Raw genomic sequence first — 24,821 nt, forward strand, 5'->3', positions numbered from 1 at the left:
GCAACACCAACGCCACGTTCCGTGAGCAGCTTCACCGCCTCGGTTTTGAACTCACGGCTATAGGTCCGTCTTGTCATTTTCTGCTCTCCGCTTCAAGGACACGATCTTATCGAGGTGTCCACCAAACCGGCAGCAGCTCAAACTGGTCCAGGTCGCGGTCTACCGCGAGGGACGTCCCGAGGACACGCTGGGCTTCGACGCCAACAGCACCCTGTCGCGTCGGATCGTGAAGCCGGTCTTCGAGGCGGCGCTGACCTACGAGGCCGCCACCGGCGTGATCGAGGTCGTGGCCAAGACGCGCGAGGACCGGATCGATCTGACCCGGTACATGGCGCGCGATCTGCTGGGTATCACCCTCGATGAAGAGCAGTCGCTGCCGCTGCGCGAGTACGATCTCAGCATGCTGCTGCGGCCTTTCGACTTCCCGACTGACCCGGCCGACGGGATTGCGGGCGTGACCGTCAAGGAATTGCGCCTGATGGATCTGGGCGATGCGAAGGAGCGCATCACGCTCGAATCCATGTCGGGTGCGGACCGGACGATCTGGCAGATGGCGGAACACCGGATCGGCCTCGACATCGGTGGCGGCGCGCGTGTCTTGGGGGGCACCGGCGACGTGGCGGAATGGGTTGTCACCCGTGCGCGCTTCACCATCAAGTTCCACCCGGGCCCCGATGGCGGGCGGGGCAAATCGCTGTCGATGACCGTGACCATGCCGCATGGCTGCAACCTGAAGGACATGACGCCGCAAGAGCGCCTGATCGGCGAGAAGTATCTGCGGCTTTGGGGCATCCTGAAGGACGACAACGACGAAGGCGACGTCCTTGAGTAAGCGTGCGATCGACCTTCTGCTGCGGGCCATGGAAGCCCGCAGCATGACGCTCCAGACATCGGCGCTGCACCAGGTTTCGCGCAGCGCGACCGACGCTTTGATCGGGGCCAAGCTGTTGGTGTCGGGCGGGCATGTCCCGGTCGTCGCCGCGATGGACGACTATGAGGATGAACCCATTGAGGCTACCTGGTCGGCCGAGCCGAAATTATTTGGCTATCACGACAGCACCGGCCGTTGGATCAAGGTCGCCAATCAGGACATCGCGGCATGCAAGGTCGACTACGGTCTGGCCCTTGCCAAGATGCTGGTGGCGTTCGAGCGCGCCGGGCCTTCACGCCCGACGTCCTTGGTCACGGATCTGATCTGGGAGGTGGGAACCATCAAGCTCGCCGGAGCGAAGGCCCCGGTGCCCGTCTGGTTTGCCCGGCGGCTTGGCGATCCGGGGGATGAAGGCGCGCGGGCTTCGGGTGACCTTCTATCCCTTCATCCTGATGGACGTCCCGCCCGGCAACACGCTGCCGAACCCGAATTCCGACAATGCCGCCGAGCTGGGTCAGCCCACATTCCCCTGGCGCGGCCGGATCACCTGTTCGCCCGCAGCAGGCTATGCCGGAAGCGTGGACAAGACGGCCACGGCGTCGAGCCAGGTTGCGGCCTTTTTCGGGAGCGCCAGCCCCTCCGACTTCACGATCTCTGGCGACACCGTCTCCTGGACCGGCCCGTCCGGCGACTGGGGCCTGCGCCGTATGATGCTGCATTACGCGCATCTCTGCGCGGTGGCGGGCGGGGTCGATGCTATCCTGATCGGCTCGGAGATGCGCGGCCTGACCACCATCCGATCGGGCCCCAGCACCTATCCTGCCGTCACCGCGTTCAAGGCGCTCGCCACCGATGTGCGCGCCATTCTCGGAGCAGGCACGGAGATCGGCTATGCGGCCGACTGGTCGGAATACTTCGGGCATCACCCGGGCGACGGCAGCGGCGACGTCTATTTCCACCTCGACGCGCTCTGGGCGAACGCCAACATCGATTTCGTCGGCATCGACAACTACATGCCGCTGTCGGACTGGCGCGACGGGTTCGGACATGCGGACGCGGCCGAGGGCTGGCCAGCGATCTACGACCGGGCCTATTTGCAGACGAACATCGCGGGCCACGAAGGCTTCGACTGGTTCTATGCCAGTGCCGCTGACCGCTCCGCACAGGTCCGCACGCCGATCACCGATGGTGCCGCCGGCAAGCCGTGGGTCTTCCGCTACAAGGATCTGCGCAGCTGGTGGACCAACCCGCATTACAACCGCCCCGGTGGGGTGGAGAGCGGCACGCCGACAGCATGGGTGCCGCAGTCCAAGCCCATCCGCTTCACCGAACTCGGCTGCCCGGCCATCGACCGGGGCACGAACCAGCCGAATGTCTTCTTCGACCCGAAGTCCTCGGAGAGCTTCACGCCGTATTTCTCGCGGGGCTGGCGCGACGATACCATCCAGCGCGCCTATCTCGAGGCGACATATCTCTGGTGGGGCGAGACCGCGAACAACCCGCTGTCCTCGGTCTACGGCGGCCGGATGGTCGATGTGCCGGAATGCGCGGCATGGACCTGGGACGCACGGCCGTACCCGTTCTTCCCCGAACTGGCCGACGTCTGGACCGATGGACCGAACTGGCGGCTCGGCCACTGGCTGACCGGGCGGCTTGGGGCGGTGTCGCTGGCGGCGCTCGTGCGGCACCTCTGTCAGCGCGCCGGACTACCCGAGGACCGCATCGACGTCACCGGCCTCTGGGGCGCGGTCGAGGGCTATGCCATCGGCGCGCTGGAAAGCCCGCGCGCCTCGATCACCACGCTGTCGCGGCACTTCGGGTTCGACGCCGTCGAGACCGAAGGCGTGATCCGCTTCGTCATGCGTGGGCGGGCGGCGGTTGCGAGCGTCGCACCGGACGATCTGGTCGCCGCGCGCGAGGGCGACGTTCTCGAACTGACCCGTGGCCAGGAGACCGAACTGCCGCAGGCCCTGAAGTGGCAGGTTGCCCGGGCGGACGAGGATTATGACGCGGCCCTCGTCGAGGCCCGGCGGATCACCGTCGACACAACGCGGATCGCCTCCGAGTCCTTCCCCATGGCCGTACCGCCCGAGGAGGCCGAGCGACGCTGCCGCCGCGCACTGATGGAAGCCTGGACCGGCCGTGAGAGCGCGGCATTCCGGCTGCCGCCCTCGCGGCTCGCGCTCGACCCGGCCGATGTGGTGACGCTCGCCCATGACGGCCGGTCCGTCCCGCTGCGGCTCATCTCGATTGCCGATGCCGACGCGCGCGGCATCGAGGCCGTCCGCCAGGATCGGGAAGCCTACGATCTGCCGCCAGGGGCACCACGGTCCTCTGCGCTGTCGCAAGCGGTTGTATTCGGCGCGCCCGAGGCAATACTGCTCGATCTGCCGCAGCTCACCGAGGACCAGCCCGCGCATCGGCCCTTCGCAGCGGCGCATGCACTGCCGTGGCCGGGCGAGATGGCGGTCTACCGCAGCCCTTCGACCGACGGCTTCGACCTGCTGACCACGTTTGGCACACGCGCCCGGATCGGCACACTGGTGTCGGACTTCTACGCCGGGCCGACGTCGCGCTTCGACCTCGGCAATGCGCTGATGGTCGATCTGCTGACCGGCACGCTGGAGAGCGTCACCGATCTGTCCCTGTTCGGCGGAGCCAATGCCATTGCCATCGAGAACGTGCCGGGTATCTGGGAGATCGTGCAGGCGGGCGCAGCCGAACTGATCGCCCCCAGCCGGTATCGCCTGACCCGACTACTGCGCGGTCAGCGCGGAACGGAAGGCACCATGGGCAACCCGGCACCCGCAGGCGCGCGGGTCGTCGTGCTGGACTCTGCGCTTGCCTCGCTGCCGATCACCGAGGCCGATCTCGGTATTTCGTGGAACTGGCGCATCGGCCCCGCGAGCCGCTCGGTCAGCGACGAGACCTACGTGGCGCAGGCCTTCACGCCCGAGGGCGTGGGGCTTCGGCCGTTTTCGGTCACCCACGTCGAGCAGCCGTGGCGCAAGGCGCGCAGTCCCGGCGATCTGACGATCCGCTGGACACGCCGGTCCCGGGCACTCGCGGCCGACAGCTGGGGCGGGCTGGAGGTGCCTCTGGCCGAGGAACTGGAGGCCTACGAGGTCGAGATTCTCGACGGCGCGACCGTGAAGCGGGTGCTGAGCACGACCACAACCAGCGCCATCTACACCGCCGCCCAGCAGACCGCCGACTGGGGCGCGCTGCTCGGCCCCGGCGACACGCTCACCATCCGCATCTTCCAGCTCTCCGCCCTCGTGGGGCGGGGCGCGCCGAAACCCGTCACGCTGACTTTCTGAAGGCCATCCCATGTCCGACGCCACAACCCATCTGCTGCTGCCCTACATCCTGGCGTCGCAGGCCCAGAAACACGTCACCCACAACGAGGCGCTGCGGATCCTAGACGGGCTCGTCCAGCTCTCGGTCCTCGACCGGGATCTGACCGTTCCGCCGGGAAGCCCCGCCGATGGCGACCGTTTCCTCGTCGCTTCGGGTGCCACCGGCGACTGGGCGGGCTGGGATCTGAACGTGGCGCTCTGGACCGACGGCGCCTGGCTGCGCCTGCCACCGAGGACCGGCTGGCGGGCATGGATCGAGGACGAGGCCGTACTGCTCGTCTGGACCGGTGTCGCTTGGGACGTTGTGGGCGAACCGAGCGACATCTCGGATGCCGTCTTCAGCCTGATCAACGACGCCGATCCCACGAAGAAGGCGGTCTTCTCGCTGTCCGGTATCTCCACCGGCACGACCCGCAGCTACACGCTGCCCAACACCTCGTCGGAACTGGCGATCCTGGCGGGCACCCAGACCTTCACCGGCAACAAGACCTTCTCGGGCACGCTGACCGCGTCGGGCACCGTCACGGTCTCGGGGGCGACCGCGACCATTGGCACGGCGACGGGCACGGCGACCTACGGCATGGGCACCGGGGCGACGACGACCGGGCTCACCAAGACCGTGAACCTCGGCTCTGGCGGCGCGTCGGGGTCGACCACGGCCGTCAACATCGGCCCGGCGACCTCGGGCGCGAATGGGACGATGGTGGTCAACACACCGACCGTCACCTTCGCCAATGTCGTGACCCAGGTCGGCATGCCCCAGGCGAACCTGACCGCCCAGCTTCTGGGCCTCGGCGGGGCGACCGCCGACAGCTACAATCGGCTGTCGGTCAACACCCCCGCGGTCCTGCTGAACAACGCGGGCGCCGGAATCGAGGCGACCGTCAACAAGGCCGCACCGGCCAACGACGCGAGCTTCGCCTTCAAGACAAACTGGTCGGCGCGGGCGCTGATCGGGCTTCTCGGCAGCGACGATTTCAGCTTCAAGGTCAGTCCGGATGGCTCAACATTCTACGAGGCGATCCGGATCGACCGGACCAGCGGGCGGGTCGAGATGCCTGAACCCGTGGTGCTCCCGGCGCTCGATGCCGTGCCCACGCCGCCGCCGACCGGCAAGCTCGCCCTCTATGCCCGCGACCGCGCCGGGGCGGGATGGCTCGACGTCCAGCGGCCCTCGGGGCGGTTCTTCCCGCTGCAACCGCATTTCGGGGTGAACCGCATCGCGACCTGGGCGCCGTCCACCGGCACGACCGTCAACACCAACGGCATGCCACGCACTGCCGTCGGCACCGTGTCCACGCCGACGCTCGCCACCACCAACCTCTCGACCTCGATGCGCCGCTGGCGCGTGACCAGCGCCGCCACCGCCGATGCGGCGGCCGAGGAACGCTCGGCCGGCTGGGTCTGCTGGCGCGGCAATGCGGATGGGCTGGGCGGCTTCACCTATGTGAACCGGCTCTCGCTGGTGACGCTGCAGGCGACCGGCATGGGCTTCTTCGGCCTTTACGGGTCGACCACAGCACTGGCCACGACCCTGACGCTCTCGGCCGTGGTAAACTGCATCGGCATCGGCTTCCAGCGCGGCACCCACACGAACTGGCAGTTGGTGCAGAACGACGCTTCGGGCGCGCCCACGCTCACCGATCTCGGTGCGAGTTTCCCGGTGGCGAGCACGACGAACGTCCTGACCCTCACGCTCCTCGCCGCGCCGAACAGCAGCGAAATCGGCGTCCGGGTCGTCGAGGAGGTCAGCGGCGCGGTGGTCGAGGTGATACTCAACAGTGACATCCCTGCCGCCACGCAACTCCTGAGCCCGCGCAACTTCATGAACAATGGCGCTACGGCGGCGGCAGTCGCCTACGATTGCTCGGGGGTTTATGTGGAGACGGATTACTGAGCGTGGAATGATGGAACTGGCGCGGGCGAGCTCCGGGCCAGGCGACCCACTACGGGATACGTCACACGCCTCGACCGTGGCGCCACGCCCGGCCCGGATGACAGGTTCACGGCCAAAACGAGCGGCAGGGCGTGGCTGCGCCAAAGTGGTGGCACGCCAAGGCAATATCTGTTCCGTACAGCGTTGGGCACAATTGTGCACCTTGGATCAGGCCCTGGTTCGGCGTCGTGGTTTGGTGATCGTTGGCCGGTCACCACCTGAAATCTTCGCTTTCCCGGTACAGGTCGGATAGCGCACGCAGCCGAGGAACTTGCCGAAACTGCCGCTACGTTCGACCAGCCAGCCATCTTCGCAGTCTGGGCAGGTCGGAAAAGTGGCGCCGCAACCACATCTAACCTCGCTCGTCCCTTCAGCATGGCGAGGCAGGGCCGTGCCGCAGGATGGGCAGGCGGGCAACAGGTTTCCGCAGTGCTGAACATGCTCGCAGCGATACCAGATGCGGCCATCCTTTCCCGTCACGCCCAGCAATCGTCCCCCGCATTCGCCGCAGACATGAGCCTCGGGTTCAGCTCCTGGGGCTGTCGAAATCCCGTAGGCGGGGTCTTTGCGAAGTTCGGTCACGAAGGACGACGGTCGGGCGTTCGAGGCCAGGATCGTCAGGGTATGACGGGCCCGCGTCATCGCCACATACATGACGCGCCGCTCCTCTGCGTTCTGGAACGCCTCCTCCTCGGGCGAGACCAGAGACAGGAGGGGGTCGTCGACGATCTCTGACGGAAACCCCATGCGCCCGCTGTCGGCGTTCAGCAGGACGACGTGGTCGGCCTCCAGCCCCTTCGACGCATGGATGGTCTTGAAGTCGATCTTCAGCCGCAGGAAGCGGCGCCGCAGACCCGGCATGTCCGGTTCGTTGAAACGGTAGCGGCCGAGGAGCAGCACCGTCACGGGCTTTGCCTCGCGAGCCGCGGCGGCAGACAGGGCGGCAAGCAGCTCGTCCAGCTTCGCCTCATCCTCACCTTTTGACACAGAGACGACCCTGATCGCCGGTTCGGTGGCGGTTCCAGCCGGGACGATCTTCTTGTCGATCTGGGCGGGGTTCCGCAAAACGAATGTTCGGGCGGCAAAGGCGATCTGATCGACCGACCGGAAGGTGCGGCCGAGGTCAACGGTCCTGTGCACGCCGGTCTCGCCATCGAAGCTGCCACCGAACTCCCTCCCGAAATGGCGCATCAGGTGGATGTCGGACCCCGCGAAGCGGAAGATCGATTGCCAGTCATCACCCACGGCAAAGACGCGCACATCCGGATGCTGGGCCTGTAACGCCTTGACCAGCCGGGCCCGGCTTTGCGAGATGTCCTGGAATTCGTCGACCAGAATGTGCCGGAACGGGCTGACATACTGGCTGGTCTCGGCATAGCGCGCGGCGCGCAGGATCATGTCCTCGAAGTCGATCCGGCCCTCCAGACGCTTCTGATATTCCTCGAAGACCGGCGCGAAGACGTCGAGGAACGCCCGGGCGCGTTTGCCAAGCTTCATCCGGTCGGACTTGGTCTCGCAGTCCTGCAGGCTGTAGCCGCCGCTTTTGAACTTGCGCAGGAAGGTTCCAAGCATCTTGGAAAAGTCATCGACCTGCTTCAGTTCGACGATCCGGTCATAGATGGTATCGACCGGCCGGGGGTTCAGGGTGACATGCGGCGCCAACTTCTCGGCGAGGCCGGTCAGCAATCGGCCCTCTTGCCGTTCATAGCTGTAGGTCTCGATCAGGGTGGTCTGATGCTCGGCGTGGACTTTTCGCTTCCAGTCCATCCCCGCCAGGTATTCGTCGCGATCCACGAAAGGCGCCGTGACCAGCCTTTCGCTGCCGTCCCGCGCCTTCTCCCGCCGCACCCCGAAATGTTCGATGTAGATGCCGCTTTCGGTTAGCCGGAAATCGGGCTGGTAATCGCGCCTGCCGGTTTCCGCGATCTTGTGTTCGTAGACCGGCTCGTACTCGTATTCGACCCCGTTCTCGTAGAGCCAGTTGGCGATCTGCAGCTCTTCGTAGCTCTTGACCTTTTCGCCCTGCAGTGTGCGCAGGTCCTGGCTTTCCATGTGCGTGTAGAAGTCGTGCTTGGTCTTGAAATCCCATTCGGTTTTCGGCTCGACCAGGAAATGCGCGGAGAACTGGATGATCGCCTTCGACACCTCTGACAGGCGGTAGACCAGGTCCTTCAGGATCTGCTTGATCAGGTTGCTGAAGGCCATGTCGTCGGTGGCATGGTCGGCCAGCGCAGGCTTCGATCCTTCAACGATCCCGATAATGTCATAGGCAATCGCGTGGAAGGTCCGCGCAATGATCGGCACGCCGGATCGGGCTTCGACCCGTTCGGACATTTCCTCGGCCGCGTTCTTCGCGAAGGCCAGAAGCAGGATTTCTTCCGGCTGACGGATACCCGCCTTGACCAGATAGGCGGCCTTCGCGGTGATGACACTGGTCTTGCCCGATCCCGCACCGGCAAGGACAAGCGTTGCATCCTCATCGACGACGACCGAAAGACGCTGCTCCGGCGTCAGGGGCTTGCTCTCGATGGTGTCGAAGAAATCCTTCCAGCGGTCCAGTTCCGCTGTGACGAAGGCGGCGATGGAATTGGCCCGTGCCGTTCGCGGGTCGGTTGAAAACTTGCGGACGGGTGCGATGCGCGCGACAACCTCGGGCCCGATGGCCTCGGCATTCAGCTTGGACAGGAGCGAAGCATCCATATCGCGGGCGTCATGGAGCAGAGGTGCGATTTCGCACGCGGCCGGGTATCGGGATGGCGCGGCCAGCGACAGCACCTCGGCCAGGATCCGGTCCAGTCGCGTGGTTTCCTTCTCGAGGGCCGAGAGATTAAAGCGGATCCAGGCCATCAGCACCGATTTTGAGAAGTGCTGTGCGTCTTTGTGGCCCGCGCCCTTTAACGTGACACCAAGATCGTCGTTCGAACGTATTGTCAGCGAGGTCCCAAGCATCCCCTTCTTGAGCGCAGGCGGGTTAGCCATCTCCTCCAATGAGATGGACGATGTTTTGTTGCCGTACCCAATCGTTACGCGATCCACACCTAGTTGCATCGTTCGGGCGCTTTTACCGAACGGGTCAGAAATAAATCCGAGAATGGGTTGCCGGCGAAGAATGCTCAAAAAACCATATCCGGACGTTGGAAGTTGCACCGACCTCTAACGGTCCTTTGATTTTCTTCAGCTGACCCAATTTTACAGGAGAACTCGGTAGTTTCGTGAATCTGCATCGGTCGACTTTATTATCTGGTATTCCATTCCGCTTGCGACGGCTATTTGCTCCGCAAATTCCTTCTTCGCCTGCACTACAGCATTATCGATTTGATGATCGCCCTTTACCTCAACAACAACGTATTTTTCGCTTCCGTCAGCCTCTTCCCGCAAGAAAACAAAATCTGGGTAGTAGCTGCGTACGGTATGCGAATCCGGGTCGATATACTGGATGAAGAAATCGGACTGCCCGTGCGTCAGCATTCCGGTGAAGTATATTTTCTTCACCCGCTTTTCTCTGAGCAAGTCCCAGAACAGAGTTCGTTCGGAGTTTGAATCGAAGCAATAGGTGTCGAGGTGGAAGCTCTTATCGCGCTCAGATTCCTTCAGTACCTCGTCGGTGCTGCGCACGATCTTATCCTTGGCGGCAGTAACTTCGTAGTAGCCGCTGGAGGGCAATTTGATGAGCTCGACTTCATGCTCTTCTTTTTGCTGATCTTCATCGAGATCAAAAAGCATTCGGAATAGACGGGGTATAACTTCATCATAGAGAAGTTCGTTGAACTCATTTGTGATCTCAACGAGCCTATCTAGGCCTTCTTCTGTTGCGTCCAAAAGGCTTTCGGAATGCAGTGGTGACTGATTCAGATATCTAGATACCTCACCCACAAAGCTGAGACGTGAAAACGTCTGCTTTTCTCGTCGCTCGGTAAGGTCAAACGTGCGGCTGGATGAAGCGCGAGATGCCTGGGTCGGCGAAAGGCCTTCTTGCTGTGTCTCTACCAGGCGATATTTTTCGACGAGCTCGCTCCATTTGTCTCGCGCCGCCAACTCAGGAAACAGAGCTTGGCCTGGCGTCACGGCCTTCTCCCGGACATGGTATTGCTTCCGCACCCGAACAAGCTTGATCTTGACCGGGGGCTCGACGACCTTGACCTGTACTCGTTCTTTGTCGCTCGCGACCTTCTGCAGGTCTGCGGCGCTGATCCTGAAATTCTGCTGCAGTTCGTCGTTCAGGATTTCCATGTTGTCGTCGGAAAGGAAAACATGTCCCGTATGCTGGCCTTGGCCGATGGCACGAAGGCAGCGCATCGTGGCTTGGAGGACGAAAACTTTGGACTTGGGCTCTCGGAACAGGCCGACCCCGAACAGTGACCGGCAGTTCCAACCCTCACGGCCCTTGTTTACGAGCAAGATGAATTGCTTCTCGGAGGCCGGCGTGTCCAGCCGATTGAACTCGCGAATATCATCATTCGAGGTCAGTTTGTCGTCGCCGACGTTGACCAATATGCGGGACGTCGGAAGTCCCCTCTTGGTAAGAGCTCTCTCGACTGCAGGTCGCAGTTCCTTGGTAAGTTCGTCGATCGTTGCCGCGAAGAAGGCCAGCTTGGGCAACATGCCTTCCGGTTTCAGATCTCCAGTCTCATTGAGGAATTGATCCACGGCGATGTCGATGAACTCATCGGTGCGGGTGTTTCGGTATCCGTGCAGCACGACCTTCTTGAGGAAGCCCTTGTCGATGGCCTCCTTGAGCCCGTACGCGTAGACCACCTCAGGCAGCACTTCTTTCCCGACGTACGGCGTGCCGGTGTAGTTGTAGCACGCAACGACTCGCGTCCCTGCGCGGTTCAGGTTGGCGGCGAGCTGGTCGATGGTGGTGCGCAGGCTGGTGTCCGTCTCCTTGGCGCCGATCCCCATGTCCTTGGCGAGGGTCTTGCCGAAGGCGTGGTGGGCCTCATCCACATAGATGCCCAGCTGCTCGAGGCGGCACAGCTTTTCAAACCGCTGGTTTGTGGTCAGTTCGGCCTCTTCCTCGGGTTGATCCCAATCGTACAGGTCGGCCGCATCGCCGTAGACGCCTGGCGCGGTCACGGTTTCGGGCGTTGCGCCGAACAGCGCATCCATCGGGGTCTTTTGCTTGTGCTGCCGCTTCAGGATGATCTTTTGGGTGTTCGACACCACGATGTTGAAGCGCGACCGGTCCAGCGTGCTCAGCGAGGTGCCAGCCTCCTCCAGGTAGTGGAAGCGCAGGTGGGTGGTCAGGAAGTTCACGTATTCCGGCGGCACGACAAGCGCGAGGTCGAAGGACTCGATTTCCTTCAGGGACTGCAGCACCGTCTTGTCCGGGGCGAAGACCAGCGCGTTGTGGCAGTACCGTTTGTCCTTCTCGAATTTGTTCCCCAGCAGGAACTCGTAGAAGATGCACGTCGCCATGAGGATCGTCTTGCCGGTACCCATGGTCAGGGCGAAGATGTAGTTCGGGTAGATGCGAGAGTTCTTCCGCATCGCCGCGAAGACGGCCTTGTATTGATCCTGCGTCACGGCATCGAACATTGAGCCTTGGCGGGTATCACCGCCGATGAGCCCGCCCTCAGAACGGCCAGCAAAGGCGCCGGTCTTCTCGAACCAGGCCTTGAAAACCTCCTCGACCTTTGCATTGTCCATGAATTCCTTCAGGAAAACATAGATCTCCAGCGCCTCGAGCTGCGGCTGGCGCAGGAAAGCCTTGGGGTTCTTGTCCGGGTTGTTGAAGTCCAGGAACTTGCGGGTCAGCTCCTTGTAGTGCGTGCGGATCGTGCCGCGGTTGCCGCGGTAGAACTCCCACAAGAACTGGAAGAAGGCGAAGTCCAGCGACGCGCTGACCGCTTTGGCGCGCTTAGCCATTGGTTACGCTCCCTTCCCAGGACTCGGAGAGAAGGTCAGTGATCTTCACGCGGATCGTCCCGGCATCGGCCGGCACCGTGTAGCGACCAGCGACAACTTCATCTCGCCCGGGCACATCCACCGTAGCGGGCTGCAGCACCGCGCCATCGAAATTCCAGTCGATGAGGATGCTCTCGACCAGTTCCCGCCAGTCCTCGACCGTCTCCTTCTGCATCGACAGCTTTTGCAGCAAGTTCATGGGATAGAAGCGCTCCACAACCAGCTCGCCATCGTTGATTACGACTTTTGCCTCGGCATCGCGGCGGAATTCGAGACTAGATCTGTCGCGTAGGATGTCGACTACCTCAACATCGATCCTGTAGGGCGACGCCGCCAGATGGAGTTGCGCTGCGAGGTCCGGCTCATGCCCCATAGAGATCAAAGTTATTTTTTCCACTGGGCGGTTTGGGTGCTCTGATTGGCGACGATCCCAAGACTTATAGTCGAATCCTGAAATCAACTCATTCAGGTCTGCGCGGGTAGTAATGCGGTTGATCGGCATAATCTTGACCATGCGGCCATCTTTCTCGCCGTCAAAAATAGAACTCATCTCAAGCTTTTGGACTTCCAAAGCGTCCATGAGGAGATCTTTTGCCTGCACAGGATTTCGGAAAACGTCATAATTGTTGACGTTATAAACTTCGAAGCCGCGGAAAACTTCCGGAACTGCAAACGTGGCCGTCCAATCCGACGCGTCACCGTCATCGTCTTCCAGTGGCAAAGACTCATTGATATCAGTCCGAAGGCCATTCTTAATTTTCGGCCAGTACCCAGTGCGTGAGGCTTCCTCGTGGACAGCAAGCATTCGCTTCGTGGTCGTTTGTATGGCGCCTAGGTTGATATCGTTGCCAATGTACTTTCGGCCGTACTTGCAACTAACTGCCACTGAGGTGCCGGATCCCATGAAGCAATCGAAAACCAAATCACCTGGGTTGGAATACCCGAGCACGATGCGCTCCAAAAGCGCCTCAGGTTTCTGAGTTGGATAGCCAAGCAGCTCTACCTTATCGGCGGGCTGAAGCATTGGAATGCGCCAAACATCATCCACTGTGCGATGAGTGGAATTTATGTAGATCACATTGCCATTTTCATCCTTCGCGTTCACCAAGGACTGCGATTGCTTATCCCAGACCCGTTTAATTTGTTGGATTGGCTGAAGGCGCTTTTCCTTCAGTTTATTGAAGGTGAATTTACTGGATCTGGAGTAAACAAGCACGACATCATGGTTCGATGCAAAACGGCCGATATTCCCTTGCATTTTGTTATAGTAATACCAAACAATTTCATTTCGGAAGCTGTTGTCGCCGAAAACCTCATCTAGGAGAGCTCGTAGGTAATGGGACTTGTGCCAGTCGCAATGCATGCAGAATACGCCATCTTTGGAAAGAAGCTCACGCATAAGGATTGCGCGTTCATAAATGAACTGCAGGTACTCGTCATTAGTCCACACATCATCGTACTGTTTTTCTTCGAAGGCAGAGTAGCCAGTTTCTGTCGTCTTGCCTTTCGTCCTGATTTTCTTCTTATATTGAATTTTCGAGTCAAATGGCGGGTCGACACATATCAGGTCAACCTTGCCGCGAAACTCTTTGAGCAGGTGGCTCATGACCTGAAGATTGTCGCCCCAGAAAATCTTGTTGCGCCAGCCATCGACCTCTTCGCCATGTACTTCCTTCAACTGGGCAGGGTAGAACTGCGTGGACGTGAAGGGGCGCTTCCCGCGCCAGTTCAGCATCGGGTACCCCTTGATCGGGGCGAACTGGAATTTCTCCACGCTCTCCAGGTTGCCCGCATCGGCACCAAGGTTCATGGCGGTCTGATCGTCTTTCACGTCACTCATCGATCGTCTTTCCTGAAATTCCAGTTCTTCGCGTCGCAATAGGCGCGCATGTCGCAGTTCTCGCACAACCTATCGGGGCGCGCGGCTATTCGGTAGTCCGCGCATTCGATGCGGTGGACGATTTCATCAAAGCGGGAGATCGTCTTGCCGATCGCCCGGTCATCCTTGGCGAAGCTGACATAGGGGTTCCCGTCCTGCTCGCCGGTGTAATAGAGGTGCATCCGGCTGACCTTCTGGCCGGTTCGCTCTTCGATGAGGTGTGCGTAGACCTCGAGCTGGCTTTGGTACTGGCGCAGCCGGTCGCGGTCCTTCTCCATGTCCGGCTTCTTCTCGGACTTGAAGTCCACCACCTCAACCGTGCCGCCTTCGCCCCGGATCAGGTCGACATTGCCCTTCAGGATGTAGTCGTCCTTGACCAGCGAGATCTCGACCTCGGTTTCCTTGATCCGGTCCCAGTTGCCGTTCTCGCGCTCGTAATAACGCATGACGTGCTTTCGAGCGGCCTCGAGGGTGATCGGGGCCAGGAAGACGCGCTCCTTCTTTGAGAGCATGGCATAGTTTGTGGAGAACCAGCTTTCGATGGCGTCGGGCGTGACCGTGTTTTCCTCGCCCCGAAGGACGGCCTTGTGGATGTCTTCAATGGTCTGGTGGACGAGGGTGCCGAACAGCATCGGGCTGACGCGGATGGCGGCGAACTCCAGCTCCTTGAAGAAGCGATACTGCTCGGCGCAGTTTTCGAAGAGCGTGATGTGCGAGGTGAAGGAATACTCGCGCTTGAGGTTGATTTCCTTCACCTTTTCGAAGGTAAACTGGGTCAGGTCGACTCCCCGCCACTCTGGCAGGGCGCGGAAGACATCCTCAAAATACTTCGATGGCGATCTGCCGTGTCCGTGCCGCTCCTGCGCGGCCAGGATCAGCAGGTTCTGCGCCCGCGAGAACGCGGTGTAATACAGACGCCAGAAATCGAAGTGCTTGATGCTATCCAGCGGCTCAAACCGCACCTTCGACAGGTAGCCGCTGTCCTCGAGGATCTCGTCCAGATCGGTGTGCTGCTTGCGCGGCACGGCCTCCAGCGATCCGCAGACGACCACGGGGAACTCTAGCCCCTTGGACTGGTGGATGGTCAGGAACGATACGCAGCCCTTCGGCGCGTATTCCGCCTCATCCTCATACTCCCCGATGCCGCCTTCCTTGAGGAAGCGGAAGAACTGGTTGAACAGGTTTCGCAAGTCCCGTTCGAGGTATTCGGGGTTAAGAACCGTGACGTAGTGCAGGTATTCGAACTTGGTGATCAGCTTCGAGAAGGTCGCCAGGTTGCGGGCGGCGCGGCCCTTGTCGGCACCCTGCATGGCCTCTTCGTCCAGGAAACGGGAGAACAGGGGGAACTGGAGCAGCTGATAGAACAGCCCAGAGAAGGCATAGTCGGCGGTTTGTGTAAGCACCGCATGTCGCTTGGCGAGTGGCCGGGCCCACTCAAGCATGCGGCGGTTCTCTGGTTTGCGGAGCTCATCCGCGAAGGCCTTGAAGCACTCGTGGTCGTAGTAGCCCCAGATGGCAAGCTGCGCACCTTCGGCCCACTGACGGACCTTGGGGAACTGCGGAAACAGGAAGATCATGGCCCCGATCATCAACCGGATTTCCTCCCGCTCGAAGAACATGTTGGAGCGCGGTGAATAGACGGGGACACCGTGACCTTCGAGGAAACGCGCGAGGTTGAGTACGCGGTCGTTTTTGACCGATCGGAACAGGAAGGCGACCTGGTTCCAGTCGGTAAGGCGACCTGACTCGCGCAGCGCTGTCAGAAATGACAGTACCTCTGCGTGCCAGTTGTCATTCTCCCCTTTTTCGTCGGAGGCGCTCAGCCGTGCTGCGGCGGGTACGTCGGGGAAATCGTCCTCTCGCGGAAGGATCTGCTTTGGAAAGCGAAATGTTTTACCTTGATCCTCCCAGTCAAGTCGTTCCATCCAATCGTTGTAGAAGTCGATGATGCTTGGGTGAGAGCGATAGTTCACCGTCAGGCGCACCTGCGTACAACTGGCCGGCGGGAAGAGCTGCGGGAACTCCAGAATGTTACGAATTGTGGCGCCGCGAAATCGATAGAGACCTTGGTCATCGTCACCGACGACACACAGGTTGCTTTTTTCGCCCGCCAGCAGGAGCAGGATCTGCTCTTGGATAGTGTTGGTGTCCTGATACTCGTCGACCATCAAGTATGTAATCTTGTCTCGCAGCTGTGTGAGGACGTCCGGATGTTGACGCAGCAGCTGCAAGGCCTCGTACTGGATTCCAGAGAAGTCCAAGCAATTGTTTTCATTGAGAAGATCTTGATACTTCAAGAAGCAGCGAGCCAGGGCGCGCACCTCAGGATCGGGCGCCACTTCAAGCGCAACCGGGTCCAGAGCCTCTTCGCTGACTTTGTTGAGCCATTTCATGAGCTGTTCCGACTGCGCCCACCGGCCTGTCTGATCGTCTCCCATTACGAGTTGCGCGTCTGCAAGCTCCCGAAAGTCCTTGATCCGCTGGTAGAGAAAATATTGCTGATCAAATTGGTCAAACAGCGTGAAGCTGCGCCTGAGACGGGTGAATTCCCGAAACTCTTCGAGAACGCGCAGGCAAATCGAATGAAATGTACCTAGGTACATTTCATTCAGGTTGAAACGGATATCCAGTTCGGTGAGGCGATTTGAAACCCGAGTGGTGAGCTCACGGGCCGCCTTGTCGGTGAATGTGACCACAAGAAGGCTTTCCGGGGTGACCTTCTTCACGGTGATCAAATGAACAATACGTTCAACGAGTGTGAAGGTCTTACCCGAACCTGGACCAGCGATGATCAGAACAGGCCCTTCCGACGCGTTGATAGCCGCGAGCTGTTGAGGGTTTGCGCTAGAGCGATGATCCTTCATTGGATTGCCGACCTCGCCAGATATTTGGGGGCACCGAATACCGCGTCGGCATTGAGAAGTATAATCTGCTGATCTTGGGGCGGCCTAGCGGTCGGCTCAGTGTCGAGACCCAAACGTCTTAGCGCATAGTAGAGTAGCGCCCGCCGAACCGTAATATTTGCTTTACCGCCTTGCATGCCGTAGTCGAGCGCAATGACTTTAGCCTGCGTTTCGGAAAGCTCCGGATGGGGCCCGACTTCAAGCGTAACCTCGGAAAGCCAGTCCTGATCATCGTCAGCCGATTTGTTGCTTTCGCCCGAGCCTCGGATCTCGAGCATCCGCGACAACAGGAAGTCCTTGAAGCAATCGTCGGTTTGGCAGAACGCCCGAGTGTGCCACCGGAAACCGTCAAACGCGATGGCATGGGGGGCGATCCAGCGCCAGCGCGGCTCGGGGCTGGACAGGGACTGGTACTTTACCTCGATCGCCTCGGACCGGCGGATGGCGCCAACGACCGAACGAAGCGTTGCCGGATTGACCCCACGAACTGGCGTAGGGGCGGCCGCGTAGGGCGGGAGGTTGGCGATCCAAGCGTCCTCGCGGTCGAGGATCCCGTCAGCGACGGATCGCAGCTGTGCAAGATAGCGGCTCGCGTCAGGCTCGAGAAACTGGGGCTTGAACTCGGAGCCTCGTACATAGGTTCGCGCACTCTTGTCGTAGACCATGTTGTCCGGCGCGAAGCCGATGTAGCGGTTCAGATCGGTGGACGCCTGGTTCACCGAGACCCCGAACTGGTCCATCAGATCGCTGCGGTTCACATGCCCTTCCCAGAACAGGCGGAACTCGATGAACTCGAGGCGCTGCTCGACGCCCCAGCGAAGTTCTAACCTTTCGCTATCCATCACGCCCTCCCGACATCAGTGCGAACCGCACGATAACTATGCGCACCCACTTTCTGTGCTCATATCCACGCTAACTGACGGGTTCTGCGGGGGCAATCGAAAATGAGCGGAGATTGCATTGAAATTGCTTCACGTTTCTTGCTTACTTCGCAAAGCTCGGGTGCGGGTGCGGGTGCGGGTGCGGGTGCGGCTAGATGATAGGTCTCGCCATCCAGACACTGGCTACAAGCGTTGGTGGCGTCTCGATCTTGCTGCTTCGGCGTCCGTGGGGATGCTGAGTGATAAATTCTGTTGAGGGCATTCGCCGTGGCATCAAATTACGAACTGATTTGTGAAGAGAACCGGTCTCGATACGGCACCGAGGGCGCCAAGAAATCTGGCGGTCTCGCAGCCGGCCTCTACGATGATCGGACGCACTTTATCTTCGAGCTACTTCAAAATGCAGAAGACGCACTTGGCAAACGTGGAGCATGGACAGGGCCGCGCACCGTTTCATTCAATTTGGATGAAGAAAAGTTGACTGTCGCACATTTTGGCAAGCCGTTCGATGAAGACGATGTCAGAAGCGTCTGCGACATAGCAGAAAGCACAAAGAACGAGTCGGCAATCGGTCGATTTGGGTTAGGCTTCAAATCTGTCTATACTGTCACCGATCTCCCGGAAATTCATTCAGGCGATGAAGATTTTGCAATAGAAGAGTATGTGTTTCCCAAGAGGGTGGCGCAAACTGTTCGGCGCGCTGACGAGACGCAGATCGTTCTTCCGTTGAAATCAGGAGATTTAACCGCTGGCTCGGATATCACGGACGGATTCCAGCGGCTGGGACCGAGTGCGCTTCTGTTTCTTCGCAATATAGAAGAGATCAATTGGAACGTTGAGGGGGGCGCATCTGGGTTTTACATGCGTAATCCACCGGATGTGCTCGGACCAAATGTGCGGCGCGTTAGCCTAATCGGTCACGAGACCGGTCAAGATGAGGTTGACCAAAGCTGGCTCGTATTCCACCGGGACGTCTTTTCCGACAGTCACAAGCCAGTCGGTCGAGTGGAGCTCGCATTTAAGGTCCAGCCCCCAAAGGCGCGGTCGGAGCGTTGGGCAGTTCAACCACTGTCCACGTCGCCCTTGGTGGTTTTCTTTCCAACGGTCGTCGAGACACACCTTGGCTTCCTTGTACAGGGACCGTTTCGAACCACGCCAAGCCGTGAAAACATCCCTCCAGGCGACCCTTGGAACCAGCACTTGGTGATCCAGACATCCGAGCTGCTTGGCGAGGCTATGGGCTGGTTGCGCGACGCATCTATGCTCGATGTCTCAGTGCTCCGCTGTTTGCCTTTTGACAGTGAGAAATTCTCAGCCGGCAGTAGGTTTCGGCCGATGTTTGATGCAGTAAAAAATCTGCTACAAAATGAAAAATTTCTACCGACCAGCGACGGGACGTATGTTGCGGCGGCACAAGCGAAACTCGCGCGGACTCAGGATATTCGAGATCTACTCGGTCCCGATCAGGTTGAAGGGCTGTTCGGGGGAAATGTGCAAGCTTGGCTATCTGGAGACATAACCCAGGATCGAGCGCCGGACATACGCCAATACCTCATGCGCGAGCTAGGTATTGATGAAGTTAGACCGGAGACCCTCATACCAAGCCTGACGAAGAATTTCCTTGCGGCGCAGTCTGATCCGTGGGTGGTGCGATTGTACGATTTTCTAAGCGGACAAGAGAAAATTCTCCGCCGTCACCTTGATGCGATCCCGGTCATCAGATTGGATGATGGCTCCCATGTTGTTGTCCGTGAAAATGGCAAAGTAAACGCTTTCTTGCCGAGCTCCATAGTTACGAGCTTCCCGACTGTGCGCCGCGCAGTATGTGCGACACCGGAATCGCGTCAGTTTCTGACTTCGCTCGGAATCACCGAGCCAGATCCTGTAGACGATGTCATTTGGAATGTGCTGCCCAAATTTCAACAAGACGAGGTCGATGTGGGCGATGAGGCCTACAACGAGGATATTAGGCGGATACTCGCAGCATTTAACACCGACTCTGCTAATCAAAAAGAGAAGCTGCGCGCAGCGCTTCGCGACACGCATTTTGTGATGGTTGTCGATGCTGGCAGCGGCAAGAGCTACATTGCAAAACCGGGCGAAACTTACATTGCTACAGACCGACTTCAGCAGCTTTTCGAAGGCGTAGCAGACGTTCTGCTTGTTGATAACGAGTACGAATGCTTGCGCGGCGAAGATATTCGCGATCTGTTGGTGTCATGCGGCGCAAGCCGGTATTTGGTCGTGGAGCAAGTTGATTCCACACTAGGGTATTCCGAGAAGGAACGGATTCGCCGCGATGCGGGCCTTGAGCGCGCCAGCTGGGAGCAATTGCCGGAGGATTTCACGCTGCGAGGACTATCGCAGTTGCTAAAGCACTTTCCAAATCTGGCAGCTGATGAGTCGGCGATAAGGGCCAAAGTTTTGTGGGATGCATTAGCCGATCTGGAGGCGCGCGGCACAGGAGCGTTTTACGGCACGTACAAATGGGGCTACTCCCATGAAGTGAAACTTGCTCGGTTTAGCGCTTCCTTCGTTCGAGAGCTTGTCCGGACATCTTGGGTGCCAACGGAAAGCGGTGAGCTCGTCGTCCCGAGTCTTGTCGTGTTCGATGATCTTGGCTGGAAGAGCAATCCATTCCTTCAGTCTGTCATTGCATTCAAGCCACCGATTATCGACCAGCTTGCCAGAGAAGCTGGGATCGATCCCGCAGCGCTTGATCTGCTGCGGAGGCTTGGCATCACCAGTGTCGCCGATTTAACTTCGCGGCTAGGGGTGCAAGAACCTAGCCCAGAGCCCATGCCCCCGGACTCCACAGAAGCAGCCGCCGAGATCTCTCCCGACGGTGACGTCTATGACGAAGCCAAGGACCTTTATGGGGACGATATGCCTGATATCGCGCCTGGAACCCCTGACCCAGATGCGGGTGACGATGTGCGCACTGGTTCTAGCGGCGGGAGCAAAGGGGCGGGAAAAGGTGACAAGCGCGGTAACCTCGAAAGCAACGGTGGCGACGGTCGGGGCAATGGCGTCAGAGATGCCTCGAGCGGAGGTGGCGGCAGAAGTGCTGGCGGGGCTGGCAAGAGCTCTGCGGGGCACGCTGCCGGACGCCCGTTCATTTCCTATGTCGGAGCACACGTGGATGACGAAGAGCAGGATCCGGATGGTCTTGACCAAGAGCAGCGCATGCAGCTCGAGGCAGATGCAATTGAACTGATACTCGCGGCAGAGCCAGCGCTCTGCAGAACACCAGCAGGTAATCCAGGCTTCGATCTTTACGAGGTCGATGAGAACGGCATTCCGGTAAGATGGGTCGAAGTGAAGTCCATGACTGGGACGTTGATGGAGCGCCCCGTCGGACTTTCTCGCACGCAGTTTGATTTCGCGCGCGAGAAAGGAAAATCCTACTGGCTGTATATCGTCGAAAGCGCCAGGAACGCTTCAACAGCTCGCATTCTCGGAATACAAGATCCGGCGGGAAATTCGAAAACGTTTACCTTCGATCACGGTTGGAGCCATGTTGCTACCGAAATTTCTCCCGGCTTAATCGCCATCGAATGAAAGTGGGCTACGCGGGCGTGGTTCAGCCGCCGGTCTTGTCAGGTACGATCTCGCTCAGCTCCCGGTTTTCGAATGCCACGACATCCTCCATCCGGTAGATGACCAAGCGTCCGATCTTGATGAAGCGCGGCCCTTCGCCAAGGGAGCGCCAGTATTCGAGGGTCCTGTGGCTGATCCTCCATCGTGCTGCCAGCTCAATTTGGGTCAGACGGGTGTCAAACATTTTCGTTTCCTTTCGTGCGACCTTAACGGCCGAAATGCAAACTCCCTGCGCGGCCATAACAATGCTTCGCGCAGGGTTTTGCTGACGATGCCCGCGCGGGATTCAGCGCCCGGCCTTTATCTCCTCCAGGTCGCGCAATTCTTGATTTTCGAATGCCAGCACATCTTCGAGGCGGTAGATCACGCGCCCACCGAGCTTCATGAAGCTCGGTCCTTCGCCGCACCACCGCCACCGCTCAAGTGTCCTCGGGCTAATTCTCCATCGGGCAGCCAGATCGATTTGACTGAGGCATACTTCTCGCATTTTCGTTTCCTTTCGAACGACCGCCGTGGTCGCACGACAACGAATGCGTAGAAAGAAAACGTATTCAAGTCAGTGTGTTGCGGGGCTCTGCGCGTTGCGGGCTGCGTCCCTCGGACATTGGGCGCAGCGGCGAATTGCCCCGTGAACCGGCGTTAAATTGCGAAATGTTCCCTAGAAGTCCGTAAGACTCGTAATCCTGCCGGAGCATCCTCAAGGGTCACAGGAGACGGTCCAGTTGGAAGGGCACTTCCTCCGCCACTTCGGAACAAAACCGGGAACGCCGGTTTCCGCCGATTTCCCTCCTTTGGTTGCCACCAGCGTCCGTAGCAGGGTGTTTTTGTTCCCTTTGATGTAGATCGCCTCGTCGGCGACCTCGATACGTTGAGCGAAGGCCCGGACGTGCTCCCGCCGATAGCCACCCTTTCCGAGCCGTAATCTGCGGCGTGCTTCAATCGTCAATTCTCGCACGGCGTCGCCTGTCAGGCGCTGGTGGGTGGAGTTGGCCAGCATAGCTTCGATGCGTGTGGCGTCGGCTCGTGCCTGGTCTCGGAGCGCGGTGAGGCCCGCGATACGTTCGCCCAGGGCGGATTCGGTCGGATCGAGCGAACCGGATTCGATGGCATCGTAAAGACGCTTGAGGCGCATGTCCGCCTCTGCGGCGCGCTGGTTCAGTTCGGCAATGTGCTGACTGCGGCGCTCGACGCCCTCCTGTCGGCGGTCCAGCAGCGAGGCAAGAACTTCCTCGATCCGCTCCGGGTCCAGCAACCGTTCCTCGATATGGTTCACGACCATCTTGTCGAGCTTGTCCATCGGGATGGCGCGACCCTTGCAGCCAGTAGCCCCCTGCCGCGCGCGGATCGAGCAGGCGTAATAGCGATAACGGCCGCTCTTGCCGGTGCGGAGCGTCATCGCACCACCGCAATTGCCGCAATAGCAGATGCCGGTCAGCAGATTCGGGCCGCTGACCACGCGCGGCGGTGTGACCTTGGGGTTATTGGCCTTCAAGCGGGCTTGCACCGCGTCAAAGGTCTCGCGGTCGATCAGCGGAGGCACCGGGACGGTGACGACCTCCTTCTCCGGCTTCACCTCGCCCTTCTTGGAGCGCTTGTTGAACTGATGCTCGCCAATATAGGTGCGGCGGGTTAGGACACGATGAAGCTGGCCGATGCCCCAGCGGCCGCCATTGCGGGTATAGATGTGATTGCCGTTCAGGTGGTTAACGATAGCCTTGATGCCCATCGGGCCGGACATGCCGTCGCCCTCCAAAGCAAGCCGATAGATCATGCGCACGGTGTCAGCGTGCAGCGGATCAATCTCCAGCTTCTTCTTCATCTTTGCGCCGCGCTGTTCGGCATCGACGACGCGATAGCCGATGGGCGGTAGGGAACCGTTCCAGAAGCCCTGCCGCGCATTCTCCTTCAATGCGCGCAGAACGTGCTTGGCGTTTTCCTTGGACTGGTATTCGTCGAACAAGGCCATGATCTGCCGCATCATGACGTGCATGGGATCATCGCCCATTTCCTGCGTAATGGAGACCAGCTTGACGCCGTTTTTCGCTAGTTTGCGGACGTAGAACTCCAGTTCGAAATGGTCGCGGAAGAAGCGGCTGAACGAATGGACCACGACGATATCGAAGGCAGCGGGCTTGGACGTACCTGCCTCGATCATGCGCTGGAACTCTGGGCGCTTGTCATTGGTGGCGGACGCGCCCGGTTCCACGAAGGTTTCGACAAGCTGATAGCCGCGCTGCTGGCAATAGGCTTCGCCCTGCCGCTTCTGGTCGGGGATCGACACGTCATGCTCGGCCTGCCGTGCCGTGGAAACACGCAGGTAAAGCGCGGCACGCAGGGCGACATTCGGGGTCTGGCTGTTCATTACCGGCCTCCTTCCGCGCTGCGCGGTTCGAGCAAGGGCAATTCCAGCGCCACCCGATCATGCAGCACTTTAGGCACGACCTTCTGCCCTTCGCCGGGGTCCATACGGATCAGGCCGTAGTTCGCCATTGTCTTGAGGGTGCGGGACAGGCTGGGCTTCGTTCGCCCGGTCAGCCGTGACAGTTCTTCCAGTGATCCGGGGGCTTTCTCGTGGATGACGCGCAACAGCTGACGGTTTCCGCTGGAGAGGATTTGCGCGAAGGATTCGGTCGAGGTGAACCACACTTTCGGATCATCCGCGCCCGGCTTTTCCTCGCCGCGCGCGATCCGCATGGTGCGGGCCTTCATTTCCTCATAGTCGGCGATCCCGACTTTCAATGTGGTCATAGCACACCTCGCTCCTTCAACACCGCATCCACCGCCTGCCAGAAATCGGCCAGCAGCGTGGCCGCATCCTCGTAGGCGTAGGACTTCACGGTCTGGAGGCGATGCCGATGGTCCATCGGTTCACCGCGCTTGCCCCTGCCGACTGGATGGGCGTTGTCAAAACCGACCAGCCGCTCGCCCGAAGGCCCGTGAAGTGTGAGCGAATAATCGAGGCCATGCGGCTTTTCTGCCGAGACCGGAACCCGGGTGACAACGAATTTCACCCAGTGTCCGCCCCCGGGATCGACAACAAGCACCTGGCCATCAAGGTCCAGAAGCATGTCGAGGCTCGCGTCGCGATCCCCGCTCATGACCCACTGTTACCATCTGATGTTAATTCAGGCAAGTCTAGACTGTCGTGGTCGCCGTCAATCGGGCCAAACAGCCTGTCGAGCACATCGCCGAAATGCCGCTCGAAGATTTCCACCTCGGACAGCGTGACCGGCACCTGTTCCGGCCAGTCATCAATGACGGGCAGCTTTTCCACATCGACGATGCGCAGCGGCGATCTGCGACTTTCCCGCCCGTCCGGCGTGGGGTCGTCGGCATAGTCGAACAGATCGTCAGGCAGCGTTTCGGGTGCCGTGGTTCGCGGTCGCCCTTTACGGGCGCGGTGGCGCTCTGTGGACATGGAATCCTCCGTGGTTCAGGTGGCTTCCGGCACGATCAAGCCGCCGGAATTCATCGAACCATGGAGG

The 24,821-nt window shown here is 59.9% G+C and carries 14 protein-coding genes; 4 read left to right on the forward strand and 10 right to left on the reverse strand.

The window, feature by feature from the left end; all coding sequences use genetic code 11:
• Positions 1–70 precede the first annotated feature (70 nt).
• The 3 genes from ACT6QH_RS00465 (at position 71) to ACT6QH_RS00475 (ending at position 6,127) form a co-directional block, all read left to right on the forward strand.
• Entirely contained in the window at positions 71–832 is a 762-nt protein-coding gene (locus ACT6QH_RS00465; protein ID WP_444972856.1) for a hypothetical protein, read from the forward strand.
• A 446-nt stretch (positions 833–1,278) separates the two neighbouring features.
• Positions 1,279–4,191: a baseplate multidomain protein megatron gene (locus ACT6QH_RS00470; RefSeq protein ID WP_444972857.1), complete on the forward strand. Its 2,913-nt coding sequence runs from the start codon at positions 1,279–1,281 to the stop codon at positions 4,189–4,191.
• 10 nt (positions 4,192–4,201) lie between these two features.
• Complete coding sequence (locus ACT6QH_RS00475) at positions 4,202–6,127, forward strand: DUF2793 domain-containing protein (RefSeq protein WP_444972858.1); 1,926 nt, start codon at positions 4,202–4,204, stop codon at positions 6,125–6,127.
• A 207-nt stretch (positions 6,128–6,334) separates the two neighbouring features.
• Here ACT6QH_RS00475 and ACT6QH_RS00480 read toward each other — a convergent pair whose 3' ends face one another.
• The 5 genes from ACT6QH_RS00480 to ACT6QH_RS00500 are packed head-to-tail and all read right to left on the reverse strand — an operon-like array spanning position 6,335 to position 17,697.
• Positions 6,335–9,313 carry a UvrD-helicase domain-containing protein gene (locus tag ACT6QH_RS00480; protein ID WP_444972859.1) on the reverse strand — a complete coding sequence of 993 codons (2,979 nt, stop codon included), beginning with the start codon at positions 9,311–9,313 and terminating at the stop codon, positions 6,335–6,337.
• Between the two features lie 42 nt (positions 9,314–9,355).
• On the reverse strand, positions 9,356–12,034 hold the full coding sequence (locus tag ACT6QH_RS00485) for a TnsA endonuclease N-terminal domain-containing protein (protein WP_444972860.1): 2,679 nt from the start codon (positions 12,032–12,034) through the stop codon (positions 9,356–9,358).
• Positions 12,027–13,913 (reverse strand): DNA methyltransferase, encoded by a 1,887-nt coding sequence (locus ACT6QH_RS00490; protein WP_444972861.1) that lies wholly within the window; start codon positions 13,911–13,913, stop codon positions 12,027–12,029. The genes ACT6QH_RS00485 and ACT6QH_RS00490 overlap by 8 nt, the downstream gene beginning before the upstream one ends.
• On the reverse strand, positions 13,910–16,816 hold the full coding sequence (locus ACT6QH_RS00495; protein WP_444972862.1) for an ATP-dependent helicase: 2,907 nt from the start codon (positions 16,814–16,816) through the stop codon (positions 13,910–13,912). Before ACT6QH_RS00495 ends, ACT6QH_RS00490 begins: the two co-directional genes overlap by 4 nt.
• On the reverse strand, positions 16,813–17,697 hold the full coding sequence (locus ACT6QH_RS00500; RefSeq protein ID WP_444972863.1) for a BrxR family helix-turn-helix transcriptional regulator: 885 nt from the start codon (positions 17,695–17,697) through the stop codon (positions 16,813–16,815). The genes ACT6QH_RS00495 and ACT6QH_RS00500 overlap by 4 nt, the downstream gene beginning before the upstream one ends.
• 306 nt (positions 17,698–18,003) lie before the next feature.
• Between ACT6QH_RS00500 and ACT6QH_RS00505 the strand changes: the two genes are divergently transcribed.
• Positions 18,004–21,297 (forward strand): sacsin N-terminal ATP-binding-like domain-containing protein, encoded by a 3,294-nt coding sequence (locus tag ACT6QH_RS00505; RefSeq protein ID WP_444972864.1) that lies wholly within the window; start codon positions 18,004–18,006, stop codon positions 21,295–21,297.
• Positions 21,298–21,319: 22 nt separating this feature from the next.
• On the opposite strand, the gene ACT6QH_RS00510 is transcribed toward ACT6QH_RS00505, so the two are convergent.
• The 5 genes from ACT6QH_RS00510 to ACT6QH_RS00535 all read right to left on the reverse strand — a co-directional run bounded on the left by ACT6QH_RS00510 (position 21,320) and on the right by ACT6QH_RS00535 (position 24,754).
• Positions 21,320–21,520 carry a helix-turn-helix transcriptional regulator gene (locus ACT6QH_RS00510; protein ID WP_444972865.1) on the reverse strand — a complete coding sequence of 67 codons (201 nt, stop codon included), beginning with the start codon at positions 21,518–21,520 and terminating at the stop codon, positions 21,320–21,322.
• A 513-nt stretch (positions 21,521–22,033) separates the two neighbouring features.
• A complete protein-coding gene (locus ACT6QH_RS00520; protein WP_444972867.1) occupies positions 22,034–23,698 on the reverse strand; it encodes a recombinase family protein in 1,665 nt (554 codons plus the stop codon).
• Complete coding sequence (locus ACT6QH_RS00525) at positions 23,698–24,084, reverse strand: HVO_A0114 family putative DNA-binding protein (protein WP_444972868.1); 387 nt, start codon at positions 24,082–24,084, stop codon at positions 23,698–23,700. Before ACT6QH_RS00525 ends, ACT6QH_RS00520 begins: the two co-directional genes overlap by 1 nt.
• Entirely contained in the window at positions 24,081–24,434 is a 354-nt protein-coding gene (locus ACT6QH_RS00530) for a toxin-antitoxin system TumE family protein (RefSeq protein WP_444972869.1), read from the reverse strand. The genes ACT6QH_RS00525 and ACT6QH_RS00530 overlap by 4 nt, the downstream gene beginning before the upstream one ends.
• The gene (locus ACT6QH_RS00535; RefSeq protein WP_444972870.1) at positions 24,431–24,754 is read right to left on the reverse strand and encodes a hypothetical protein; all 324 of its coding nucleotides are present in this window, start codon (positions 24,752–24,754) and stop codon (positions 24,431–24,433) included. Before ACT6QH_RS00535 ends, ACT6QH_RS00530 begins: the two co-directional genes overlap by 4 nt.
• Positions 24,755–24,821: the final 67 nt, after the last annotated feature.

This window comes from Haloleucobacter albus (assembly GCF_052492075.1).